The 20506-nt window shown below is 32.3% G+C and carries 22 protein-coding genes; all 22 read left to right on the plus strand.

Annotated features, from left to right (window positions below):
• Positions 1-54: 54 nt before the first annotated feature.
• The 22 genes from JCM15579_RS09360 (at position 55) to JCM15579_RS09465 (ending at position 19946) form a co-directional block, all read left to right on the plus strand.
• Positions 55-1074: an NAD-dependent epimerase gene (locus JCM15579_RS09360; protein WP_054719085.1), complete on the plus strand. Its 1020-nt coding sequence runs from the start codon at positions 55-57 to the stop codon at positions 1072-1074.
• Positions 1075-1181: 107 nt separating this feature from the next.
• Complete coding sequence (locus JCM15579_RS09365; protein ID WP_157471411.1) at positions 1182-2198, plus strand: oligosaccharide flippase family protein; 1017 nt, start codon at positions 1182-1184, stop codon at positions 2196-2198.
• A gap of 177 nt (positions 2199-2375) precedes the next feature.
• Positions 2376-3491 (plus strand): CapA family protein, encoded by a 1116-nt coding sequence (locus JCM15579_RS09370; protein ID WP_054719091.1) that lies wholly within the window; start codon positions 2376-2378, stop codon positions 3489-3491.
• Positions 3492-3611: 120 nt separating this feature from the next.
• Positions 3612-4397, plus strand: a complete 786-nt coding sequence (locus tag JCM15579_RS09375) for an ATP-grasp fold amidoligase family protein (RefSeq protein WP_172677407.1) — start codon at positions 3612-3614, stop codon at positions 4395-4397.
• A 9-nt stretch (positions 4398-4406) separates the two neighbouring features.
• Entirely contained in the window at positions 4407-5597 is a 1191-nt protein-coding gene (locus JCM15579_RS09380) for an O-antigen ligase family protein (protein WP_054719095.1), read from the plus strand.
• Positions 5590-6747, plus strand: coding sequence for a glycosyltransferase family 4 protein (locus JCM15579_RS09385; protein ID WP_054719098.1), 1158 nt, complete (start codon positions 5590-5592; stop codon positions 6745-6747). Before JCM15579_RS09380 ends, JCM15579_RS09385 begins: the two co-directional genes overlap by 8 nt.
• 5 nt (positions 6748-6752) lie before the next feature.
• Positions 6753-7955, plus strand: a complete 1203-nt coding sequence (wecC, locus tag JCM15579_RS09390) for a UDP-N-acetyl-D-mannosamine dehydrogenase (protein WP_054719101.1) — start codon at positions 6753-6755, stop codon at positions 7953-7955.
• A gap of 61 nt (positions 7956-8016) precedes the next feature.
• Entirely contained in the window at positions 8017-9252 is a 1236-nt protein-coding gene (gene wecB / locus JCM15579_RS09395; RefSeq protein WP_054719105.1) for a non-hydrolyzing UDP-N-acetylglucosamine 2-epimerase, read from the plus strand.
• 149 nt (positions 9253-9401) lie between these two features.
• Positions 9402-9953, plus strand: coding sequence for a glycosyltransferase family protein (locus JCM15579_RS09400; protein ID WP_157471412.1), 552 nt, complete (start codon positions 9402-9404; stop codon positions 9951-9953).
• A gap of 380 nt (positions 9954-10333) precedes the next feature.
• A complete protein-coding gene (locus JCM15579_RS09410; RefSeq protein ID WP_054719114.1) occupies positions 10334-11452 on the plus strand; it encodes a glycosyltransferase family 4 protein in 1119 nt (372 codons plus the stop codon).
• 4 nt (positions 11453-11456) lie between these two features.
• On the plus strand, positions 11457-12065 hold the full coding sequence (locus JCM15579_RS09415) for a sugar transferase (protein WP_054719117.1): 609 nt from the start codon (positions 11457-11459) through the stop codon (positions 12063-12065).
• A 10-nt stretch (positions 12066-12075) separates the two neighbouring features.
• Complete coding sequence (locus JCM15579_RS09420; RefSeq protein WP_054719120.1) at positions 12076-13602, plus strand: amino acid adenylation domain-containing protein; 1527 nt, start codon at positions 12076-12078, stop codon at positions 13600-13602.
• A complete protein-coding gene (locus JCM15579_RS09425; RefSeq protein ID WP_054719123.1) occupies positions 13599-14417 on the plus strand; it encodes a GNAT family N-acetyltransferase in 819 nt (272 codons plus the stop codon). The genes JCM15579_RS09420 and JCM15579_RS09425 overlap by 4 nt, the downstream gene beginning before the upstream one ends.
• 38 nt (positions 14418-14455) lie before the next feature.
• Positions 14456-14680, plus strand: a complete 225-nt coding sequence (locus tag JCM15579_RS09430; RefSeq protein ID WP_054719126.1) for an acyl carrier protein — start codon at positions 14456-14458, stop codon at positions 14678-14680.
• Positions 14681-15745 carry a 3-oxoacyl-ACP synthase III family protein gene (locus JCM15579_RS09435; RefSeq protein ID WP_054719129.1) on the plus strand — a complete coding sequence of 355 codons (1065 nt, stop codon included), beginning with the start codon at positions 14681-14683 and terminating at the stop codon, positions 15743-15745. It abuts the gene before it with no gap.
• A 12-nt stretch (positions 15746-15757) separates the two neighbouring features.
• Positions 15758-15973 carry an acyl carrier protein gene (locus tag JCM15579_RS09440; protein ID WP_054719131.1) on the plus strand — a complete coding sequence of 72 codons (216 nt, stop codon included), beginning with the start codon at positions 15758-15760 and terminating at the stop codon, positions 15971-15973.
• Positions 15974-16741: an SDR family NAD(P)-dependent oxidoreductase gene (locus JCM15579_RS09445; protein ID WP_054719134.1), complete on the plus strand. Its 768-nt coding sequence runs from the start codon at positions 15974-15976 to the stop codon at positions 16739-16741.
• An 8-nt stretch (positions 16742-16749) separates the two neighbouring features.
• Positions 16750-17496 (plus strand): SDR family NAD(P)-dependent oxidoreductase, encoded by a 747-nt coding sequence (locus JCM15579_RS09450; protein ID WP_054719137.1) that lies wholly within the window; start codon positions 16750-16752, stop codon positions 17494-17496.
• 2 nt (positions 17497-17498) lie between these two features.
• Entirely contained in the window at positions 17499-17864 is a 366-nt protein-coding gene (locus tag JCM15579_RS09455) for an MBL fold metallo-hydrolase (RefSeq protein ID WP_054719138.1), read from the plus strand.
• A gap of 25 nt (positions 17865-17889) precedes the next feature.
• Positions 17890-18132 (plus strand): MBL fold metallo-hydrolase, encoded by a 243-nt coding sequence (locus tag JCM15579_RS22275; protein WP_444542999.1) that lies wholly within the window; start codon positions 17890-17892, stop codon positions 18130-18132.
• Complete coding sequence (locus JCM15579_RS09460) at positions 18132-18785, plus strand: acetyltransferase (RefSeq protein WP_054719141.1); 654 nt, start codon at positions 18132-18134, stop codon at positions 18783-18785. The genes JCM15579_RS22275 and JCM15579_RS09460 overlap by 1 nt, the downstream gene beginning before the upstream one ends.
• Positions 18786-18806: 21 nt before the next feature.
• Positions 18807-19946, plus strand: a complete 1140-nt coding sequence (locus JCM15579_RS09465) for a DegT/DnrJ/EryC1/StrS family aminotransferase (protein ID WP_083464617.1) — start codon at positions 18807-18809, stop codon at positions 19944-19946.
• Positions 19947-20506 lie beyond the last annotated feature (560 nt).

The raw sequence follows: 20506 nt of genomic DNA on the forward strand, positions 1-20506 counted from the left end.
GCGTATTAGCTTTGACTGGTCTAATTCGCTCTAATTTGTGAAATTCGTGGGAATATGAAGATACTAGTAACAGGAGCTGCTGGATTTATCGGCTTTCATTTAGTAGAAACCTTGGTGAAAGAAGGGCATGAAGTCGTCGGAATTGACAACATCAATGACTATTACGATGTGAATCTTAAATTTGCTAGATTGAATGAGTCAGGAATTGACCGTTATTTGATTACAGAAAACGGACAACTGATAGCAAGCTCGAAAAATAAGACTTATAGTTTTGCTAAGATTGACATAACTGACCTTCAAAAATTAGAAAAACTTTTTGTTGAGGAGAATTTTACGCATGTAGTAAATCTTGCTGCGCAAGCCGGTGTCCGTTATTCCTTGGAAAATCCACATGCATATGTTCAATCTAATTTGGTTGGATTTGTTAATATATTAGAGTGTTGCCGTCACAATAAAATTGAGCACTTAGTATATGCTTCAAGTTCCTCTGTTTATGGCGCTAATTCAAAAATCCCATTTTCGGAAGAGGATCGAGTGGATCATCCTGTAAGTTTATACGCTGCAACAAAGAAGAGTAATGAATTAATGGCGCACACTTATAGTCATTTATATGATTTACCAACTACTGGTTTGCGTTTTTTTACGGTTTATGGCCCATGGGGAAGGCCTGATATGGCACCAATGCTATTTGCGAAGGCAATTACAAAAGGAGTGGCTATCAATGTTTTTAATAATGGAGAGATGCAAAGAGATTTCACCTACATTGATGATATAGTTGAAGGAATCGTCCGATGTGTTTCTACTTTGCCTAAAAAACAACCAAGAGCTGAGGTCTTTAATATTGGAAACTCAAAGCCTGTGGATTTAATGGAGTTCATTTCAACTATGGAAGATTGCTTAGGGCTTTATGCGGAGAAAAATTTCATGCCTATGCAGGAAGGGGATGTAAAGAAAACATGGGCTAATACGGAATTATTAGAGAAAGTGACTGGATATGCACCAAATTATGAATTAAAGAAAGGGGTTAAAAGGTTTACTGATTGGTACCTAAAGTTTAAGGCAATTAAAAACTAATGTTTCAAAAGTGCATAAAATTATAGGGTTACTAAAAAAAATGATCATAAAGGGTGTTAAAAGATATAATATTAAATATTACTAATAATAAAGACGCGAAAGTTCTAATGACAAATTTTGCTTCTTTATCTGTAATGAGATTAATTGGATATATTTTCCCATTAATCACATTGCCTTATTTAGCTAGAGTAATTGGAGTAGATGGTTTTGGCGAGATAGCCTTTGCTGCGGCTGTCATGATTTATTTTGAAACCTTTACTAATTTTGGTTTTAACTATACCGCGACAAGAGATATCGCTAGAATTAAGAATGATACGTTATTAGTTTCAAAAATTTTCTCGAATGTTTTGTTTTCGAAAATTATTTTAATGCTAATAAGTGTTATTGTATTGGGATTTTGTGTCTATTTTATACCATTTATGTATGATAAGAGAGTGTTGTTGCTAATAACATTTTTATACATCCCAGGACATATAATATTTCCAGATTGGTTCTTTCAGGCACAAGAGAAGATGGTTTATATCACTATTCTTAATTTTATCTCAAAATTGATATTTACACTATTGGTATTTATTGTAATCAAAGAGCCTAGTGATTATACACTATATCCGCTGTTAACAGCTTGTGGTTATTGGATGAGTGGAATTATAGCGATGTATATTATTTTAAAAAGGTTTGGTGTAAAATTGATTTTACCTTCCTGGAATGATATTACTGAAACTATAAAGGGTAGTAAAAATATGTTCGTTAGTTTGTTTCTTCCCAATTTGTATACAAATTTTTCAACAATCATCTTAAGGGTATATGGAGGTAGTGCTGCAACTGGAATTTATTCCAATGGATTTAGGTTTATATCTCTGAGTGATCAATTATTTGAAGTTTTTTCTAGAACATTTTTTCCTTTCTTATCAAGAAGGATTGATAAACATAAAATATATGTAATAATAAGTGGTTTTATAAGTGTTTTGGCTAGCTTAATGTTATTCTTGCTTTCGGATTTGATAGTTGATATATTTTATACTGAAGAGTTTAAGGATTCTGCTCTGGTGATAAAAATAATGTCAATTTGTCCAATTGCATTATTTCTAATGAATACATATGGTCCTAACTATTTAGTTTGGTAGGGAAAGAAAAGTTATATAGTCATATAATAATGTTTTATTCTATTTTGGGACTAATTCTAACATGGATATTGACTACAACTTATTCTTACATTGGAATTGCCATGACAATTACGATTATCTGGTTTTTGCGTGGTATTACAACATGGTATTTTGCAACAAAAATAAAACAGACTAAAAATGCTTGAGATATTATTTGCTGGGGATTATTGTCCTCAGTATGGATTACAAGAGAAAATAGATTTAGAAGAATACCAAGAGGTGTTTGGTGATATAAAACCTCATATTGAAAGTGTTGATTACAGTATTGTAAATTTTGAAACATGTATTCCAGGTATAAATGATAAACCAATTGATAAGTGTGGCCCTAATCTAAAGACAAATGATAAAGCATTAGAAGCATTAAGATATATAGGTTTTGATTGTGTTTCTTTAGCAAATAATCACATTAGAGACTTTGGGGATGGAGGTGTGATGGGAGTAATTGATTACTGTAAGCGAAAAAGAATTGATTTTGTTGGAGCAGGAAGAGATTTGATATCCGCAAAGAAAACCTTAACAAAAGAAATCAATGGTAAAAAGATAGCATTTGTAAATTTTTGTGAGAATGAATTTTCTATTGCAACGAAATTTCAAGCAGGAGCAGCACCATTAGACCCTGTTTCTAATTATTATCAAATTGTAAAAGCGAAGACAGAATCGGATTTTGTTGTGGTGATTATACATGGGGGGCACGAGCATTTACAGTTACCAAGTCAGCGAATGAAAAGCACTTACCAATATTTTGTTGACATTGGTGCAGATGCAATAGTTAACCATCATCAGCATTGCTATAGTGGTTATGAGATTTATAAGGGCAAGCCAATATTTTATGGACTAGGTAATTTTTGTTTCGATGATAATATTCAGGATGATTTATGGAACTATGGTTTTATGCTTAAAATGAGGTTTAGTGAAGAAATTAGTTTTGAGCTTATTCCATATGAACAATGTAAGTCTAAAGATGGGGTGAAATTGATTGATAATAGAAGTGCTTTTGATAATAAAATAAAAGAGTTAAATGAAATAATTAATAATACAGATTTACTTGAAGAAAAATTAAATGATTATCTGTATAAAGGTGGCAAAAATATCCTCGGTGTTTTTGAACCATATACAAATAGATATATAAAAGCACTATATAATAGACGATTATTGCCTTCATTCATTGGTAAAAAGAAAAGTGTAATTATTCGAAACTTTATAGAATGTGAATCTCATAGAGATAAATTGTTGAACTATTTACGAAATATATAATTAATGTTACCATTTAGACATTACCTTAGGAGCCCGAAGTTGATTTTTTTAGGAGTTATACATAGTATTCCTCAAGTGTTCACAGATAGACTATATGTTTATATTGAGTATAGCTTAAAAATGGGTAAACTTTTAAACTTGCGAAATCCAAGATATTTTACAGAAAAGTTACAATGGTTAAAACTCTATGATAGAAGTCCAGAGTATTCGGTTATGGTTGATAAAATAGAGGTCAAAAAATATGTAGCGGAGGCTATTAGTGATAATTGTATTATCCCTACGATTGGTACATGGGATCATGCAGATGAAATTGATTTTGAACAGTTGCCTAAACAGTTTGTTCTTAAATGTAATCATACAGGAGGAGGGAATGTCTTTATTTGTAAGGATAAAACAAAGATTGATTTCGATCAACTCAGAGCTAAGCTAAATGCTCAACTTTCAACCAACACTTTTTTGAGAACTAGGGAGTGGCCATATAAAAATATAAAGAGAAGGATTTTATGTGAGAAGTATATGGAGGATGAAAGTGGTGAACTGAGAGATTATAAGTTTTATTGTTTTGATGGAAAAGTTAAATTGTTGTTGATAGCGAGTAATCGATTTACTACGCATAATTTCGATTATTATGATAGTGAATTTAATAAGTTGGATATAACAAGTACAGAGGGACCAAATTCTTTGATTAATCACAAGAGACCTGAAACTTTTAATGAAATGATAGAAACAGCAAAGAAATTATCAAAAGGTATCCCTCATGTAAGAGTTGATTTGTATGAAATACATGGTAAAATGTATTTTGGAGAATTAACGTTTTTTGATTCATCCGGGTATGATAATTTTGGATCTGACGAATGGAATTTGATTATGGGAGATGAGCTTGAACTACCTAGTATTCGAAAATAAAAGAGAATAATGAATAAGCAAACCTTTGGAAATATTATTCAGAGCTGTGTTTTATCCTTAGTTATTTTATATTATTTACAGGGGGTAATTTATCCTATTGGAAACATAGTTGCAAAGATCTCCTTTGCATTCTTGATATTGATATCAGGTATTTATGTTGTTAAGGTATTAGCTTTGAAAAATAAAGGTGTATTTGTTAAGTTGCTGATAACATTTATTTTTATTCAGAGCATGTATTTTTTGTTTTATAGGGCACCTGATTCGGGACTTATATTTCCAAGTTGTTATTATGAACAATTTAAACTTATATTAGGAGGCCTTATTCCTTTCTTTGTATATTATTATCTTGCTCTAAAGGGCAGATTATCAGCGAATATTCTAAATTGGTTTTCTGTTTTTCTTTTTCTAGCACTATTAGGAAAGTACTTTTATGAATTACGTAGTATAATTGACATTAGTAATGATTCAGAAAATGTAGTTAATAATGCTGCTTACTATTTCGTAAATCTCGCTCCACTGTTACTACTTATTGCACGAAAGAAACCTATAATATCTATAATATGTGTTGTTATTAGTTTAGGTTTAGTTATTTCCGCTACGAAACGTGGAGCTTTGGTTTGTTACGTTATGTTTATGTGTATCTATTCATATTTTCTTTTTAAAAGGCAAAGAAAATTCTTGGATACTAGGCTAAAAAAAACTGTTGCATCTATTTTAGTATTAACATTAGTTGTGACGATTGGCTATTTTGGTTTTCAGGCGTTATCAGCAAATGAATATTTTTTACGAAGGTTGTCTGATGGTGTGTCAAATACAAGTGGGAGAGATAGTATTTTCGCTTCGATATTTGAGGCTTGGATGAATGGTAATGTCATAGAAATACTATTCGGTCATGGTTTTGCTGCTTCCGTACAATTTGCAGGAAATTATGCGCATAATGATTGGCTGGAGTTATTAGCTATGGGAGGATTAAGTATTGTTATGATTTATCTACTTATTTTTTTATCATTAGTTGGTTTAATTCGCTCAAAAAGTATGAACAAAGAAGATTCCATAGTGTTGTTTAGTGTGCTTTCTATGTGGGGGGCACAATCACTGTTTTCAATGGGATATTGTGATTTTAGTTGGAATATATATGCATTAGTATTGGGTGTTGTTATTGGAGGTATTGAACGAAGTAAAAGATTGAATTATGAATAGTGGAGATAATAATGATATTTGCTTTATTAGTGATGGTTACCCTTATAAAGGAGAAGCAGAATTTACTTTTGTAGCCCAACTAGTGGAAGCCATTGCTGATACTAAAACGAAATGTATTGTCATTGCGCCACAAAGTATAACAAGAGTTTTTCTTTCGACGAAGAATAAACGTCCGACTATGTGGAAATATAAGACTGATCGAGGTAATGAAATAACTGTGTATCAGCCTTTGACTCTTACGTTCAGTAGGCTAAGGGTTTTTGGCGAATCAATTAGTTATTTATTTGCTCGGTTTAAGATAAATAAGATTTTAAATGGTTTAAGGAAAAAACCTAGTGTGATTTATGGCCATTTTTGGCAAAATGCATATGCTGGTTTTCCATTTGCATATAAAAATAGGATTCCATTGTTCGTGGCTACAGGTGAATCTAAAATATGGATACAAAGCTTAACAAAGTTTAAAGATAAAGATAAGTTTGTGTCTTTTTTATCTGGAGTAATTGCTGTGTCAACTAAGAATAAAGAAGAAAGTATACAATTAGGTCTTTTAAAAGAGGATAAGTGCAAAATTCTACCTAACGGTATTGATAAAAACAAATTTTACAAGAAGGAACAAAAGCTTTGTAGGGAAAAATTAAACTTCCCTCAAGAAGTGTTCGTTGTATGTTTTGTCGGAGCTTTTATTGAACGAAAAGGTGTATTAAGAGTAAACGATGCTGTTAATTCTTTAAATGATAGCTCGATAAAATGTCTGCTTATAGGCAAAGGAGAGCAGGAACCTGAACAAACTAATTTATTGTTTAGTGGTTCTTTGCCTCATGATAAGTTGGTAGATTATTTGAATGCAAGTGATGTATTTGTTCTACCTACTTTAAATGAAGGTTGTTGTAATGCTATTGTAGAGGCAATGGCTTGTGGTTTACCCGTAATTTCTTCTGATAGGTCATTTAATCATGATATTTTGAACGATAGAAATGCAATTCTGGTTGAACCATCAGATATTGGAGAAATTGCTAATGCCATAGATAAACTAAAGAAGGATGCATCACTTCGCTCTATGCTATCCAGAAATGCTTTGGAAACAGCAAAAGATTTATCTGTAGAGCATCGAGCAAAATTAATTGTGGAATTTATAAAAGAAAAACTTTAAATATTATGAAAGCATGTTTTATGGGATTAGGCTATATTGGTCTTCCTACAGCTACAATTGCTGCGCACAATGGAATTGAAGTATTAGGTGTCGATGTTAATCCTACTGTTGTTGATACAATTAATAAAGGTAAAATACACATTGTAGAGCCTGGTTTAGAGAAAATGGTAAAAAGTGTTGTTGAAAGTGGGAAACTTCGTGCAGCTCTTGCTCCTGAAGAAAGCGATGCTTACTTTATTGTTGTACCAACACCATTTAAAGGTGATCATGAGCCCGATATAACATTTGTGGAATCGGCAACGCGAGCCATCATTCCTTTGCTAAAAAAAGGTGATTTATATGTAATTGAATCTACGTCTCCAGTTCATACTACAGATAAAATGGCAGAATTAATTTATTCGGAGAGACCTGAATTAATAGGTAATCTGCATATTGCATACTGTCCGGAAAGAGTTCTTCCCGGTAATGTGATTTATGAATTGGTAAATAACGATAGAGTTATTGGAGGTGTTGATGACGCATCAACTAAAGCAGCAATAGACTTTTATCGAACATTTGTAATTGGTGAATTACATGCGACCAATGCACGTACTGCAGAGATGTGTAAATTGACCGAGAATTCATCTCGCGACGTTCAGATTGCATTTGCAAATGAGTTATCATTAATTTGTGACAAAGCTGATATCAACGTTTGGGAATTAATTGAATTAGCAAATAAGCATCCTCGTGTAAATATCTTACAACCTGGTTGTGGTGTAGGTGGACACTGTATTGCAGTTGATCCTTGGTTTATTGTTTCTGAATATCCAGCAGAGTCAAATATAATTGAACAGGCAAGAAAAATTAACAATTATAAGGCCTTCTGGTGTGCTGAGAAAGTGCATAATGCAATGCTAGAGTTCCAACTTAAAAATGGACGTGAGGCAAAAGTGGCATTAATGGGCTTAGCTTTTAAACCAGATATTGATGATTTAAGAGAATCTCCTGCTAAGTATATTGCCCAAAAAGTAATGCAACGAGCTAATAATGCGGAAATGATGGTTGTTGAGCCTAATGTAAAAGAACACAATGTTTTTAAGTTAACCAACTACAAGGAAGCATTTAAGTCTGCTGATATTGTTGCCTTTTTGGTGGCTCATAAAGAGTTTAAAGGCCTTGTGAATGGTGAAGATAAGGTGATTCTAGATTTCTGTGGTGTTAATAAATAGTAAATGAACATATAGGACTGTGGTTTAGTTTTTATCCGTGGTTCTTACGTCCTAAATAGATATGAAAAAGGTAATGTTGGTTTTTGGAACTCGCCCGGAGGCAATTAAGATGGCTCCATTAGTGAAAGAGTTTCAAAAGAATAATGAGCAGTTTGAAACTATTGTTTGTGTAACTGCTCAACATAGAGAGATGTTAGATCAAGTATTGGATTTGTTTGAAATTGTTCCAGATTATGATCTTAATTTAATGAAACAGGGACAAGATCTGTATGATGTAACTTCACGTGTATTGTTGGGAATGCGAGATGTTTTGACTAAAGCAAAACCTGATTTAATTTTGGTACACGGCGATACTACGACTTCAACATCAGCAGCGTTAGCAGCTTTTTATCAACAAATACCTGTAGGTCATGTTGAAGCTGGATTAAGAACTCATAACTTGTATTCACCATGGCCTGAAGAAGCCAATCGTCAATTAACAGGACGTCTTGCTACTTATCACTTTGCTCCTACGGAAACAAGTAAAAAGAATTTGTTGAAAGAAGGAGTTTCAGAAAATCGAATTTTTGTAACGGGAAATTCGGTAATAGATGCTCTTTACAAAGTTTTAGATCAGATCAAGGAGCGTTCAGACTTAAAAGTACAGGTAGAATCAAAGTTATTGGCTAGTGGTTTGAAACAAGAAATAGTAGACCACTATATGGTGAGAGAGTCGTCTTTAGTCGGTGATAATGCCATAAATTATGACTATTCTTCAGAAAATGGATCAAGCCGAAAACTTATTCTTATAACTGGGCATCGTCGTGAAAATTTTGGTGAAGGTTTTTTAAATATCTGCAATGCAATTAAGGATTTGGCAGGAAATTATCCAGATGTAGATTTTATTTATCCAATGCACTTGAATCCAAATGTGCGAAAACCAATCTTTGAAGTGTTTGGTTCAAAAGATAATGAACAATTAAATGCTGGTAATGTCCATTTTATCGAACCGCTGGAATATTTACCATTTGTTTATTTAATGTCACAATCCTGTTTGGTTTTAACTGATTCAGGAGGAATTCAGGAGGAGGCTCCAGGATTAGGTAAACCTGTATTGGTTATGCGTGATACTACTGAACGTCCTGAAGCTGTTCAGGCTGGTACTGTTAAGTTAGTTGGAACTGATAGAAGAGAAATCGTAGAACATGTTTCTTTATTACTTGACAATGAAAAATATTACGAGTCTATGGCAAAAGCAAACAATCCATATGGTGACGGGTTGGCATGTGAGAGAATTGTTGCTCAGTTAAAGAAATAGAAAATATGAAAGTTATTTTTTTGTTGAACTCTTGTACTCAACCACGCTGTCATAAAAGAATTAGAACAATAAAAAAAATGACATGTGAAACGGAAGTATATTCGTTTGATAGAAGTTGGTATTCCATAAACAAACCAAAGGACATTGAAATGGAAATTCTTGATGGCCTTGAGCATGGTTCATATTTAAAAAGACTGATTAAATATATTAAAACACTACGTCCAATAATTAAGAGAAATAAAGAAAGTGTTTTCTATGTATTTGGTACTGATTTAGCTTTAGTTTTGTTTTTATTTGGTCGTAAGTTTATTTATGAGGAAAGTGATTTAATGTATCTCAACTATCCTAAAGTACTTATAAAAATATTTAAAGTATTAGATAGGTTTTTGCAAAATAGATCAGAGATAACATTCCTAACATCCGAAGGGTTTAGGCAATATTTATATGATAATGCATCGCCCAATAATGTATTCATTCTTCCCAATAAGTTAGACCCATATTTTTTATCTATAGATCGACCTGAAATTAAATTATTTGAAAATGTAAATCAATTAAGATTTGCTTTCGTAGGACTTTTAAGATATCCAGAAATGTTATCAAATTTTATTGAAACATTAATGGATGAAAAACCTAGTTGGGAATTTCATATTTGGGGAGATGGTCCTAAAGAAATGGTGAAACTTTGTAAAAAAACATTGTGATTATTACAAGAATGTATACTATCACGGAGCATTTAGAAACCCAATTGATTTAAATCAGATATATAAAGAGTTTGATGTAAATTTTGTATGCTATGATACAACCGGGGTAAATGAGAGAATTGCAGAACCAAATAAACTATATGAGTCTATATATTATCATAAGCCAATAATGGTTAGTAGCAATACATATTTATCAAATGTTGTTACTCAAAAAGAGATAGGTTATGCAATAGATTGTAAGAATAAGGAGGAGATAAGGAGATTTTTGCGTGAACTTGATCATACATCTTTGAATAGAAAAATTGAAAAATGTGCATCGTTCAAAGAGGAAATGTTGATTGATAATGGTGAGAAAGTAACTTCAATACTAAGTGATTTTTATGAAGAAAAAGGTTATTAGAGTATCCGCAGTACCAGAATCCTTATATACTTTATTGGATGGTCAACTAAAATTTTTATCAAAATATTACGAAGTAATTGCACTATCATCAAAAAGTAAGTTGTTAGAAGATTTAGCAAAGAAGGAGGATATTAAAAGAACAATAGGAATTAACATTGAGAGAAGAATTTCTCTTTTTAAAGATATCCAATCACTTATAAAATTAATTTTAGTCTTTCGTAAAGAAAAACCTGCAATGGTTCATTCTATTACTCCCAAGGCAGGACTTCTTTCGATGTTAGCGGCTAAGTTTTCAAATGTTCCTGTTAGAGTTCATACTTTTACTGGGTTAGTATTTCCAACTTCGACAGGTTTGAAAAGGAAAATTTTAATTTTGACAGATAAATTAACCTGTTGGGCAGCTACTGATATAATTCCGGAAGGAGAAGGAGTAATGAATGATTTGGAGAAATTTAAAATTACTTCTAAACCATTAAAAATTATTGCAAATGGAAATGTTAATGGTATTAACACTTCGTACTTTAAAATTAGGGATGAAAGGAAAGTAACAAATAATAGATTTACTTTCTGTTTTATAGGAAGATTAGTTGGGGATAAAGGTATAAATGAATTAGTAACTGCTTTTGTAAATCTGTATAAACTTCGTCCGAATATCGAATTAGTATTGGTTGGTCCTTTTGAGAAGGAACTCGATCCAATACATCCAGAGGTGGAGCATTTAATTTTTAATCATCCGGCAATAAAGTTTAAAGGATTTCAGAAGGATGTACGCCCCTTTTTAGCTAATGCAGATGTGTTTGTTTTTCCGAGTTATAGAGAAGGATTCCCAAATGTAGTGTTACAAGCGGGAGCAATGGGGTTACCATCAATTGTAACCGATATCAATGGTAGCAATGAAATCATTTCAGATGGTGTTAATGGCAAAATAATCCCGTCAAAAGATGCAGATGCTTTATTGCATATGATGAGACACTTTGTGGATCATCCTTTGGAGGTTGAACAAATGGCTAGTGATGCCCGTGATTTAATAGTTAAGCGCTATGAGCAACATATTGTATGGGAGGCTTTACTTGCTGAGTATCAAAAGTTATTAAATTGATTCTATGTATCAGAGATATTTTAAAAGAGTTATTGACTTTTCATTTGCATTGATTGTATTGCTTTTGGTGATGCCTATCCTTATTGTTGTTACTATTTGGTTGTACTTCGCAAATCATGGATCTGGAGTTTTCTTTTTTCAGAAAAGACCAGGGAAAGATGAGAAAATTTTTAAGATAATTAAGTACAAAACGATGACGGATGAAAAAGGTTCGGATGGTAAGTTGTTACCAGATAATTATCGTTTAACAAAGGTCGGAAAGTTTGTTCGTTCTACTTCCATAGACGAATTGCCTCAATTAATAAACGTTTTAAAGGGAGATATGTCTTTAATAGGGCCCAGACCACTTTTACCACAATATATACCACTATATAATGCTCAACAACGCAAAAGACATAATGTAAGACCTGGAATAACTGGTTGGGCACAAGTTAATGGTAGAAATGCCATATCATGGAATGATAAATTTATTTATGACGTATGGTATGTGGATAACATTACTTTTATACTTGATATTAAAATTATATTTTTAACAGCCCAAAAAGTTTTCTTACGTAGCAATATTAACAAAGCAGGAGAAGCTACAACTGAAGCATTTAAAGGAAATAATTAAATAGAAGAAAATGAGATACAATATTAGTTCATATTTTGAAGAAACAGTTGAAAAATTTCCGAATAAAATTGCGATTATTGACGGAGATAAAGAGATTAATTTTAAAGATTTAGAGCAAAACTCAAAGAAGTTAGCATATAGAATAATCAAATCTGAAATAATTAATAGTCCAATTGCAGTCTATCTTCCTAAGAGTATAGAAAGTATTTATTCTAACATTGGTATTACATATAGTGGTAACACATACATGAATCTCGACATCAAATCGCCTGTTGAGAGAGTTAAGAATATTTTTGCCAGAATCCAACCTCGAGTTGTTATTTCTAACTCAGCTTTGATTAAAAAAATTAACGATGTATTACCAGAAGGAATTCTTATTATCAACTTAGATGATTTTAATTTTGATGAAGGCTATGATCAAAAAGTAATATCGGAGAGACTTTATAGAATTATAGATGCAGATCCTCTATGTATTATAAATACTTCAGGTTCAACTGGAACGCCGAAGGGAGTAGTTTTAAATCACAAAAGCTTTATTGATTTTACAGAATGGTCTTTAAGTGCCTTTGAGTTTTCAGATAATGAAATAATAGGATCGCTTTCTCCGCTGGTATTTGATATATATAGTTTTGAGCTTTGTTTACTTATGGCTAAAGGGGCTACTATGGTTTTAATTCCTGATAGTCTTGCTGCATTTCCTGTGAAAATTTTGGAGTTGATGCAATTGCATAAGGTTTCATTCATTTTTTGGGTTCCAACTATAATGGTGAATATCGCAAATATGGACTTGTTGAGAACTGATTATCTTAAGGATTTAAGGTTGGTATGGTTTGCAGGGGAGGTATTTCCTACTCAACAATTTAATTATTGGCGTAAAAATTTGCCTAAAGTCTTATTTGCTAACTTATATGGTCCAATAGAGATTACATTAGACTGTACCTATTATATTGTTGAAAGGGAGATTGAGGACAATGAACCTATTCCAATAGGATATGCTTGTAAAAATACTGATATCTTGATATTAAATGATCAAGATAAATTAGTGAATGGAAATGAGGAAGGAGAATTATGTGTGAGAGGAACCTCCTTGGCTATGGGATATTATAACAATCCTGAAAAAACAGCACAAGCTTTTGTTCAGAATCCATTGAATAATTCATATCCGGAGATCATGTATCGTACAGGTGATATTGTCTCAGTTAATGAGAGGGGAGAAATTGTTTTTAAAGGTCGAAAGGATAGTTTAATAAAGCACCTAGGCTACAGAATTGAATTGGGAGAAATTGAGCATGTTGTAGTTAATACATTGAAGATAGTTAAAAATGCTTGTGTTGTATATAATTTCCCACTAAAAGAAATTACTCTTATATATGAGGCTGATAGCGAAATGCCTGTTAAAGAATTTAGAAATCTAATTTCAAAAAAACTTCCTAAATATATGGTTCCGACGGTATTTAAGCAAAAAGCTATCTTACCAAGAAATACTAACGGAAAAATTGATAGATTAGCTTTAAGTAATGAGGTGAATTGTATATGAAAATAGTTAAATCATTTGAAGAGATTATGTTGGGAATAAAATCTGTAAGAGATTTTAAAGAAAAGTATTATACAAATTTTTTTCCTAACAAAGATCAAATTGAATTGTGGATAGAAAAAGCAAGCTTATATAAAATTGATAAATTTAATGGAGTTGTTTTTTTTATTAGGAAGAACGAAAGCTTTAATTCACTCTATTTTGTAGCAAAATCAGAAGAATCTTTAAGTAATGGAATAAGCCTAGCAGCAAATTTTTTGGAAGAAACATGTACGGTTATTGATCTAATTGGTAAAGCGACAGAATTGAGTAGGCTAAATGATATTTTTAAAAATTATAAGTTTGTAGAATATACTTCATTAACTCGGATGAGTCGAGTTATAAATGAGGATGAGGATTTTAAAAATGATATTTCTATAGATTTTGCCAACACAAATGATGTACAAGAAATAAAAATATTGCTTGATACATATTTTGATCCTTTATCAGAACAAATACCATTTAAGGAAGAAATATTAAATTGGATCAAGAAAAATCATATTGTTGTGAAAAGAGAAGATGATCATATTGTTGGATTTGTAATTTTTGATTTGATAGGTATGACTTCTTATTTAAGATATTGGTTTGTTCATCCAGAGTATAGAGATAAGAAAATAGGATCTGCTTTATTGAATAAATATTTTTTCTTGAGTAGTGGTTGTAAGAAACAAATGTTTTGGGTTATTAATGATAATGAAAATGCTATAAAAAGGTACAAACACTACGGTTTCGAAATGGAAAGTTTAAATGATATAATTTTAAAAAAAGATCGTAATTAGATTTGAAGATATTTTTGTAAAAAAAAGATTATAAAGAAATGGAAGATAGAGTAAAAAGTATTTTAAAAGAAATTCAGCCAGAATTTGATTTCGCAGTACATGTAAATTTTATTGAAGAAGGAATGTTAGATTCTTTTGATATGATTAACCTTGTTACTTCACTTGATGAAGAATTTGAGATTTCTATTGATGGGATGGATATATTACCAGAAAATTTTTCATCTGTTGAAGCTATTGTTAAGCTCGTTCAAAAAACGAAATAAATGGACTTAAAATATAAAAACAAAAAAATATCAGGAATCTTAACAGTTTTGCCTTCTAAGGAAGTGTCATTTGAGGATGGTATTGAGAATTATAATTTTTCTCTAGCTAAATCGATGAAGTTAAAGTTGGCAATGGGATATAATAAAAGAAGGATTGTAGAAGATGGAGTTTGTTCATCAGATCTTGCAATCCATGGCTTAAAACATCTTATTGATAGTAAACATCTTGATAAGAATGATATTGATGCCTTATTATTTGTTTCTCAATCACCTGATCATTTTATGCCTCCTACAAGTAATATAATTCAGGGTGAATTAGAATTAAAGCATGAAATGTTATGTTTGGATATCAATCAAGGATGTGCTGGATTTATAATTGGTCTTCAGCAAGCTTTTATGCTTTTAGATCAAGATGCTATAAAAAAGGTAGTTTTGATTAATGCTGATGTGTTAAGTCCAAAAGTTTCTATTAGAGATAGAAATAGCAATCCCTTAATCGGAGATGCTGCTTCAATAACTATTGTGGAAAAAACTCCTGAATCTAATGAAATTTACTCTTCTATATTGATGAATGGAAGTGAAGCTAAGGTTTTACAAATTCCTGCTGGTGGGTTTAGAATGCCCTCAACACAAGAAACATCTACAATGAAAGAAGATTCTAGTGGGAATTATAGGAGTCTTGATAATTTGGTTATGGAAGGGGATAAAGTATTTAACTTTGTGCAAGCAGAAGTGCCACCTATTATTGATAGGGTTCTGAATATAAGTGGAAAATCAAAGAAGGAAATTGATTATTATCTGTTTCATCAGCCGAATCGTTTTATGCTGCAAAAATTAGCTGATAAAATTGGAGTTGATAGGGATAAACTACCTTCGAATATAGTGGAGAATTTTGGGAATGCAAGTGGTGTTAGTATTCCAACAAATATTTGTTATAATCTAGGTGAAAGCTTAGTGTCAAATAAATATAATGTTTGTTTGTCAGGATTCGGTGTAGGCTTGACTTGGGGTGCAATGGTTATGGAATTAGGAAAATTGGATTTTAATATGATAATTGAATTTTAATATTATATACACATGGAAAATTTTATTGAAAATATAGCGGAACTTTTAGAAGAGGAAAATGTTAATCTAAATGATGAATTAACCTCTTTTGAAGCATGGGATTCATTAACAGTTTTGTCAATAATTGCATTTGCAGATGAAGAGTATAATGTAACTTTATTAGCGGATGAAATTAATTCTGCTAATACAATTGAAGGATTATTTAAACTAATTCAAACAAAAAATTAAATGGAAGTTTTTAATCCTTTAGATCTTCGTGGCCGTAAATATCTCATAACAGGAGCTGCCTCCGGAATTGGACGTGCCACGTCGATTTTATTATCCAAATTAGGAGCTAAATTAATTCTTGTAGATATTAATCTAGAAGGTTTAGAACAGACCAAAATAGAATGCGATGATAACGATCTGGTTGTTCAATTGGATTTGCTTAAACCTGAGAGGTTTAAAAAGATTATAGAAAGTGCTATTGCAGATTTCGGTAAGATTAATGGATTCATTCACTTGGCAGGGATCCCTTATCTTTCTCCGTTACGGACTATAAACGCTAGTAAAGCTTTGGATGTTTACAAAGTAAATTCATACGCAGGCATTGAGTTGGCACGTATTTTTGCTAGCAAAAAAGTATTTGCAAATGAATTTGGATCAATTGTTTTTATTTCGTCGGTATATGGTTCTGTAGGTTCTGCAGCCAATGTTGGATATGCTATGTCTAAAGGAGCTGTAGAAAGTGCAACAAAAGCATTAGCAATCGAGCTAGCTTCTAAAAATATTAGAGTTAACTGTGTTGCACCTAGTTTCGTTAAAACTGAGATGATGGATGATGTTTCAACTTCATTCTCTTCGGATTCTTATATGAGTGATTTGGAGAAAATGCATCCATTGGGTTTAGGAGAAGCTATTGATGTAGCAAATACTATTGCTTTTCTATTATCTGATATGGCAAAATGGATTACGGGCTCGATTCTTTGTGTTGATGGAGGGTTTACCGCTCAATAATTGTAGCTATGAAAAAAGAATTTGTTTTAATTACTGGTGCTTCTTCAGGTATTGGAAAAGAGATTTCAATTCAGTTGTCATTGAACTTTAATGTAGTTCTGTGCGGTAGAAATTTGGAGAAGTTAAATGAAACAAAATTGCAATGTTCGTCAGAAAGTAAATCATTAATATTCCAGTTTGATTTATCTGATAGTTCGAACATTGATAATGCACTTTCGAATTTTATGAAAGATAACAATATTGTTATTTCTCATTTTGTTCATTGTGCAGGATATATGAAGATGCAACCTGTAAAATTGCTTTCACTTGAAAATTTACAACTAACTTTTAGTACAAATGTCTTCTCAGCGGCTTTAATCTGCAAAGTATTAACTAAGAAAAAAATAAATTTTTCGTCCTTAAAAAGTGTTGTTTTAATATCAAGTAATATTAGTGATAGAGGGGCTAAAGCATTAACTGCCTATGGTTCTTCAAAGGGAGCTTTAGATTCTTTAATGAGATGTTTAGCAGTAGAGTTAGCCCCTGCTGTTAGAGTTAATTCAGTTCTGCCTGGTGCGGTAAGAACCGAAATGACTGAAAATATTTTTGATGATCAAGAGATTGCTTCTAGAATGGAGAAAACTTATCCTCTAGGATTTGGATATCCTTTAGATATTGCTAATGCAGTTGATTTCTTAATATCTGAGAAGGCTAGGTGGATTACAGGACAACAGTTAACAGTTGATGGAGGAAGAACTGTTGATATATCAGGATAATTATGGGGGTGATTATAAAACAAATTGTTAGTAATCCGATTGACTCAAATTGTTTTATTTTGCATCAGCCAAATAATCAATCATGTATTATTATTGATCCTGGTGCAGAAAATACTACAGCTGTGTGCGAGTATATTCAAAACAATATGCTAGAACCTGAGGGTATATTGCTAACACATGAACACTTTGATCATATAATGAGTGTTGAATCATTACGAAAACAGTTCGATTGTAAATTATTTGCATCTAAAAAATGTTCAGATAAGATTGTAGATTCTAAAAAAAACTTATCTCTTTTTTATAATAATATTGGATTTAAATGTAAATCCGCAGATGTTTTTTTTGTAGGAATTAGGGGGATTTATTGATTTTTCATGGATTCAAATTGAGGTTATTTCCACGCCAGGTCATACAGAAGGAAGTGTATGTTTTTCAATAGAAGAGAATCTTTTCTCGGGTGATACTATTTTAGAGAATATTAAAACTGTTGTGAAGTTACCGGGTGGTAATAAGTATGATTTAGTAAATAGTGTTAATGCTATTCTAAATAGGTTTGATTCAAATGTTAATGTTTATCCTGGCCATGGCAAATCTTTTTTATTATCTGAGCTTGAAATTGAAAAAATAATTAATTAATGAAGAATGTTGTAATTATAGGAGCAGGAGCTCATTCTGCTGAAATTGCTGGTCTAATACATGATAATAATAAGTATATTAATAAGGAGTCTCAGTTGAAAATTAAGGGATATATTGATGATAATGATGAAAATTACAGACGTTATAAATTTAACGAACCATTATTATCAAACCTATCTGATTATATTCCTGAAAAAGATGATTATTTTTTAATTGGAGTGTCCAATATTAAGGCAAGAAAAGCATGTTTGGAAAAACTGAGTAATAAGAATTTAAAGTTTACCAATTTTATTCATCACACTGCAATTGTATATGAAACTGCTCAAATAGGTGAGGGTAATGTCATTTGTTGTTTTGCTAAGATAGGTCCAAATGCTATTATTGGTGACTTAAATTCAATAAATTCTAAGACAGAAATTGGTCATGATTGTATTGTAGGGTCTAACAACGTATTTGCTGGTAATATAGGAATTGCTGGTTATTCTGTTGTGAAGAATGATAATTTTTTTGGTATGAACTCCGGTGTTATACCTGATATTTCAATAGGTAGTGAAAATACAATACAAGCTGGAATGATTGTTGATAAAAATATTGGTGATCAGACTTATATTTTTCATCGATTCAAAGAGAAAGTTATTGCTATTCCTAAGTAGTTTAGTTTAAATGTTGTTATTATGAACCCAAAAATATGGCTATCCTCACCACATATGGGAGGAAACGAAATGAAATACGTTCAGGAAGCGTATAATACCAATTGGGTAGCCCCACTTGGCCCTAATGTGAATGGTTTTGAAGAGGATATTCAAAATTATACAGGTACAAAGCATGCTTCAGCATTAAGTGCAGGTACAGCAGCTATTCATTTGTCTCTAATTTTATTAGGGGTAAAAGCCGGAGATGAAGTGATTGCTTCTTCTTTTACTTTTTCGGCTACAGTGAATCCAATTACCTATTTAGGAGCAACACCAGTTTTGGTGGATTCTGAAAAGGATACCTGGAACATGTGTCCGATTCAATTGGAAAAAGCCATTCAAGATCGCATTGCCAAAGGAAAGAAACCAAAGGCAATTCTTTGTGTATATCTGTATGGAATGCCAGGTAAGATTGAAGAGTTATTGGCTGTTGCCAAGAAATATGAAATTCCATTGGTTGAAGATGCCGCTGAAGCTTTAGGTAGCAAATACAAGGGGCAGTCCATGGGAACCTTTGGTAAATTTGGTATTCTTTCTTTCAATGGTAATAAAATCATTACGACTTCAGGTGGTGGGGCCTTAATTTCGGATGATGAAGAACTAATTGCAAAGTCACGATTCCTAGCAACACAAGCCAGAGATAATGCGCCTCACTATCAACATTCACATATTGGTTATAACTATCGTATGAGTAACATTGTTGCAGGTATTGGACGTGGTCAAATGGAAGTCTTGGATGAGCGTGTTGCGCAACGTCGTGCAAATTTTGAATTCTACAAAGAGCTGTTTGCTGAAATTGAAGGTGTTACATTGTTAGAAGAACCAAATGAAGATTATTTCTCAAACTATTGGTTGACTTCAATCTTGGTAGATCCTGCTCATGCAAATGGAATTACACGAGAAGACGTTCGTTTGGAACTGGAAAAAGAAAATATTGAGTGTCGTCCACTTTGGAAACCAATGCACATGCAACCTGTTTTTGCGAATTGCCCATTCTATGGAGATGGTACTTCGGAAAAACTGTTTGAAGAAGGCTTGTGTCTTCCTTCTGGTTCTAATATGACAGATGAAGAGCGCGAGAGAATCAAAAATGCAATTCTTAATATTTTTAACAAGAAATAAACTATCGGCGTACCAACCCAATAGAAGTTAGCACTTGTGGGGCCGAATGTAAAACAAAAGCTCGAAGAAAAAACTCTTCGGGCTTTGTTTTTTGACAGAGATCCCTCTCCCGACCATTCGGGATCGGTATGACAACTGGCTCGTAATGCCTAGAAAACCTTCTGGTCATCCTGAGCGCAGAGAAGGATCTGTCTTTTTTCCTTTATACTTTCTCCTTTCTCCTTTTGATTTTCTGACATTCTACTTTTCCAGACTCTTCAAGACTTTTCCAGACCATTCGACTTTTCTACTATTTTACTTTTCAACTGTTTGACTGTAAATTCTAAAGAAAATAAGAACGCAGTACCAAACTCCCTCTTCTTGATGTAATGTCATTAAGTTAGCACATTTCGACCTACGCTAACCCTTTTATTATTCCTTTTAGTCAAGAGACGCTTCGCTTTGTACCCTAAAGGGAACAGCGCACAGGAAAAGCCCCTTTAGGGGTTTGGGGTAATTTTGCCAATGTTTATCAAAAGGATTCACCCTTAACTTAATGATATTGCTCCTTGAGGAGAGGG

It is taken from the genome of Marinifilum fragile JCM 15579, assembly GCF_001310955.1.
Classification (GTDB): domain Bacteria; phylum Bacteroidota; class Bacteroidia; order Bacteroidales; family Marinifilaceae; genus Marinifilum; species Marinifilum fragile.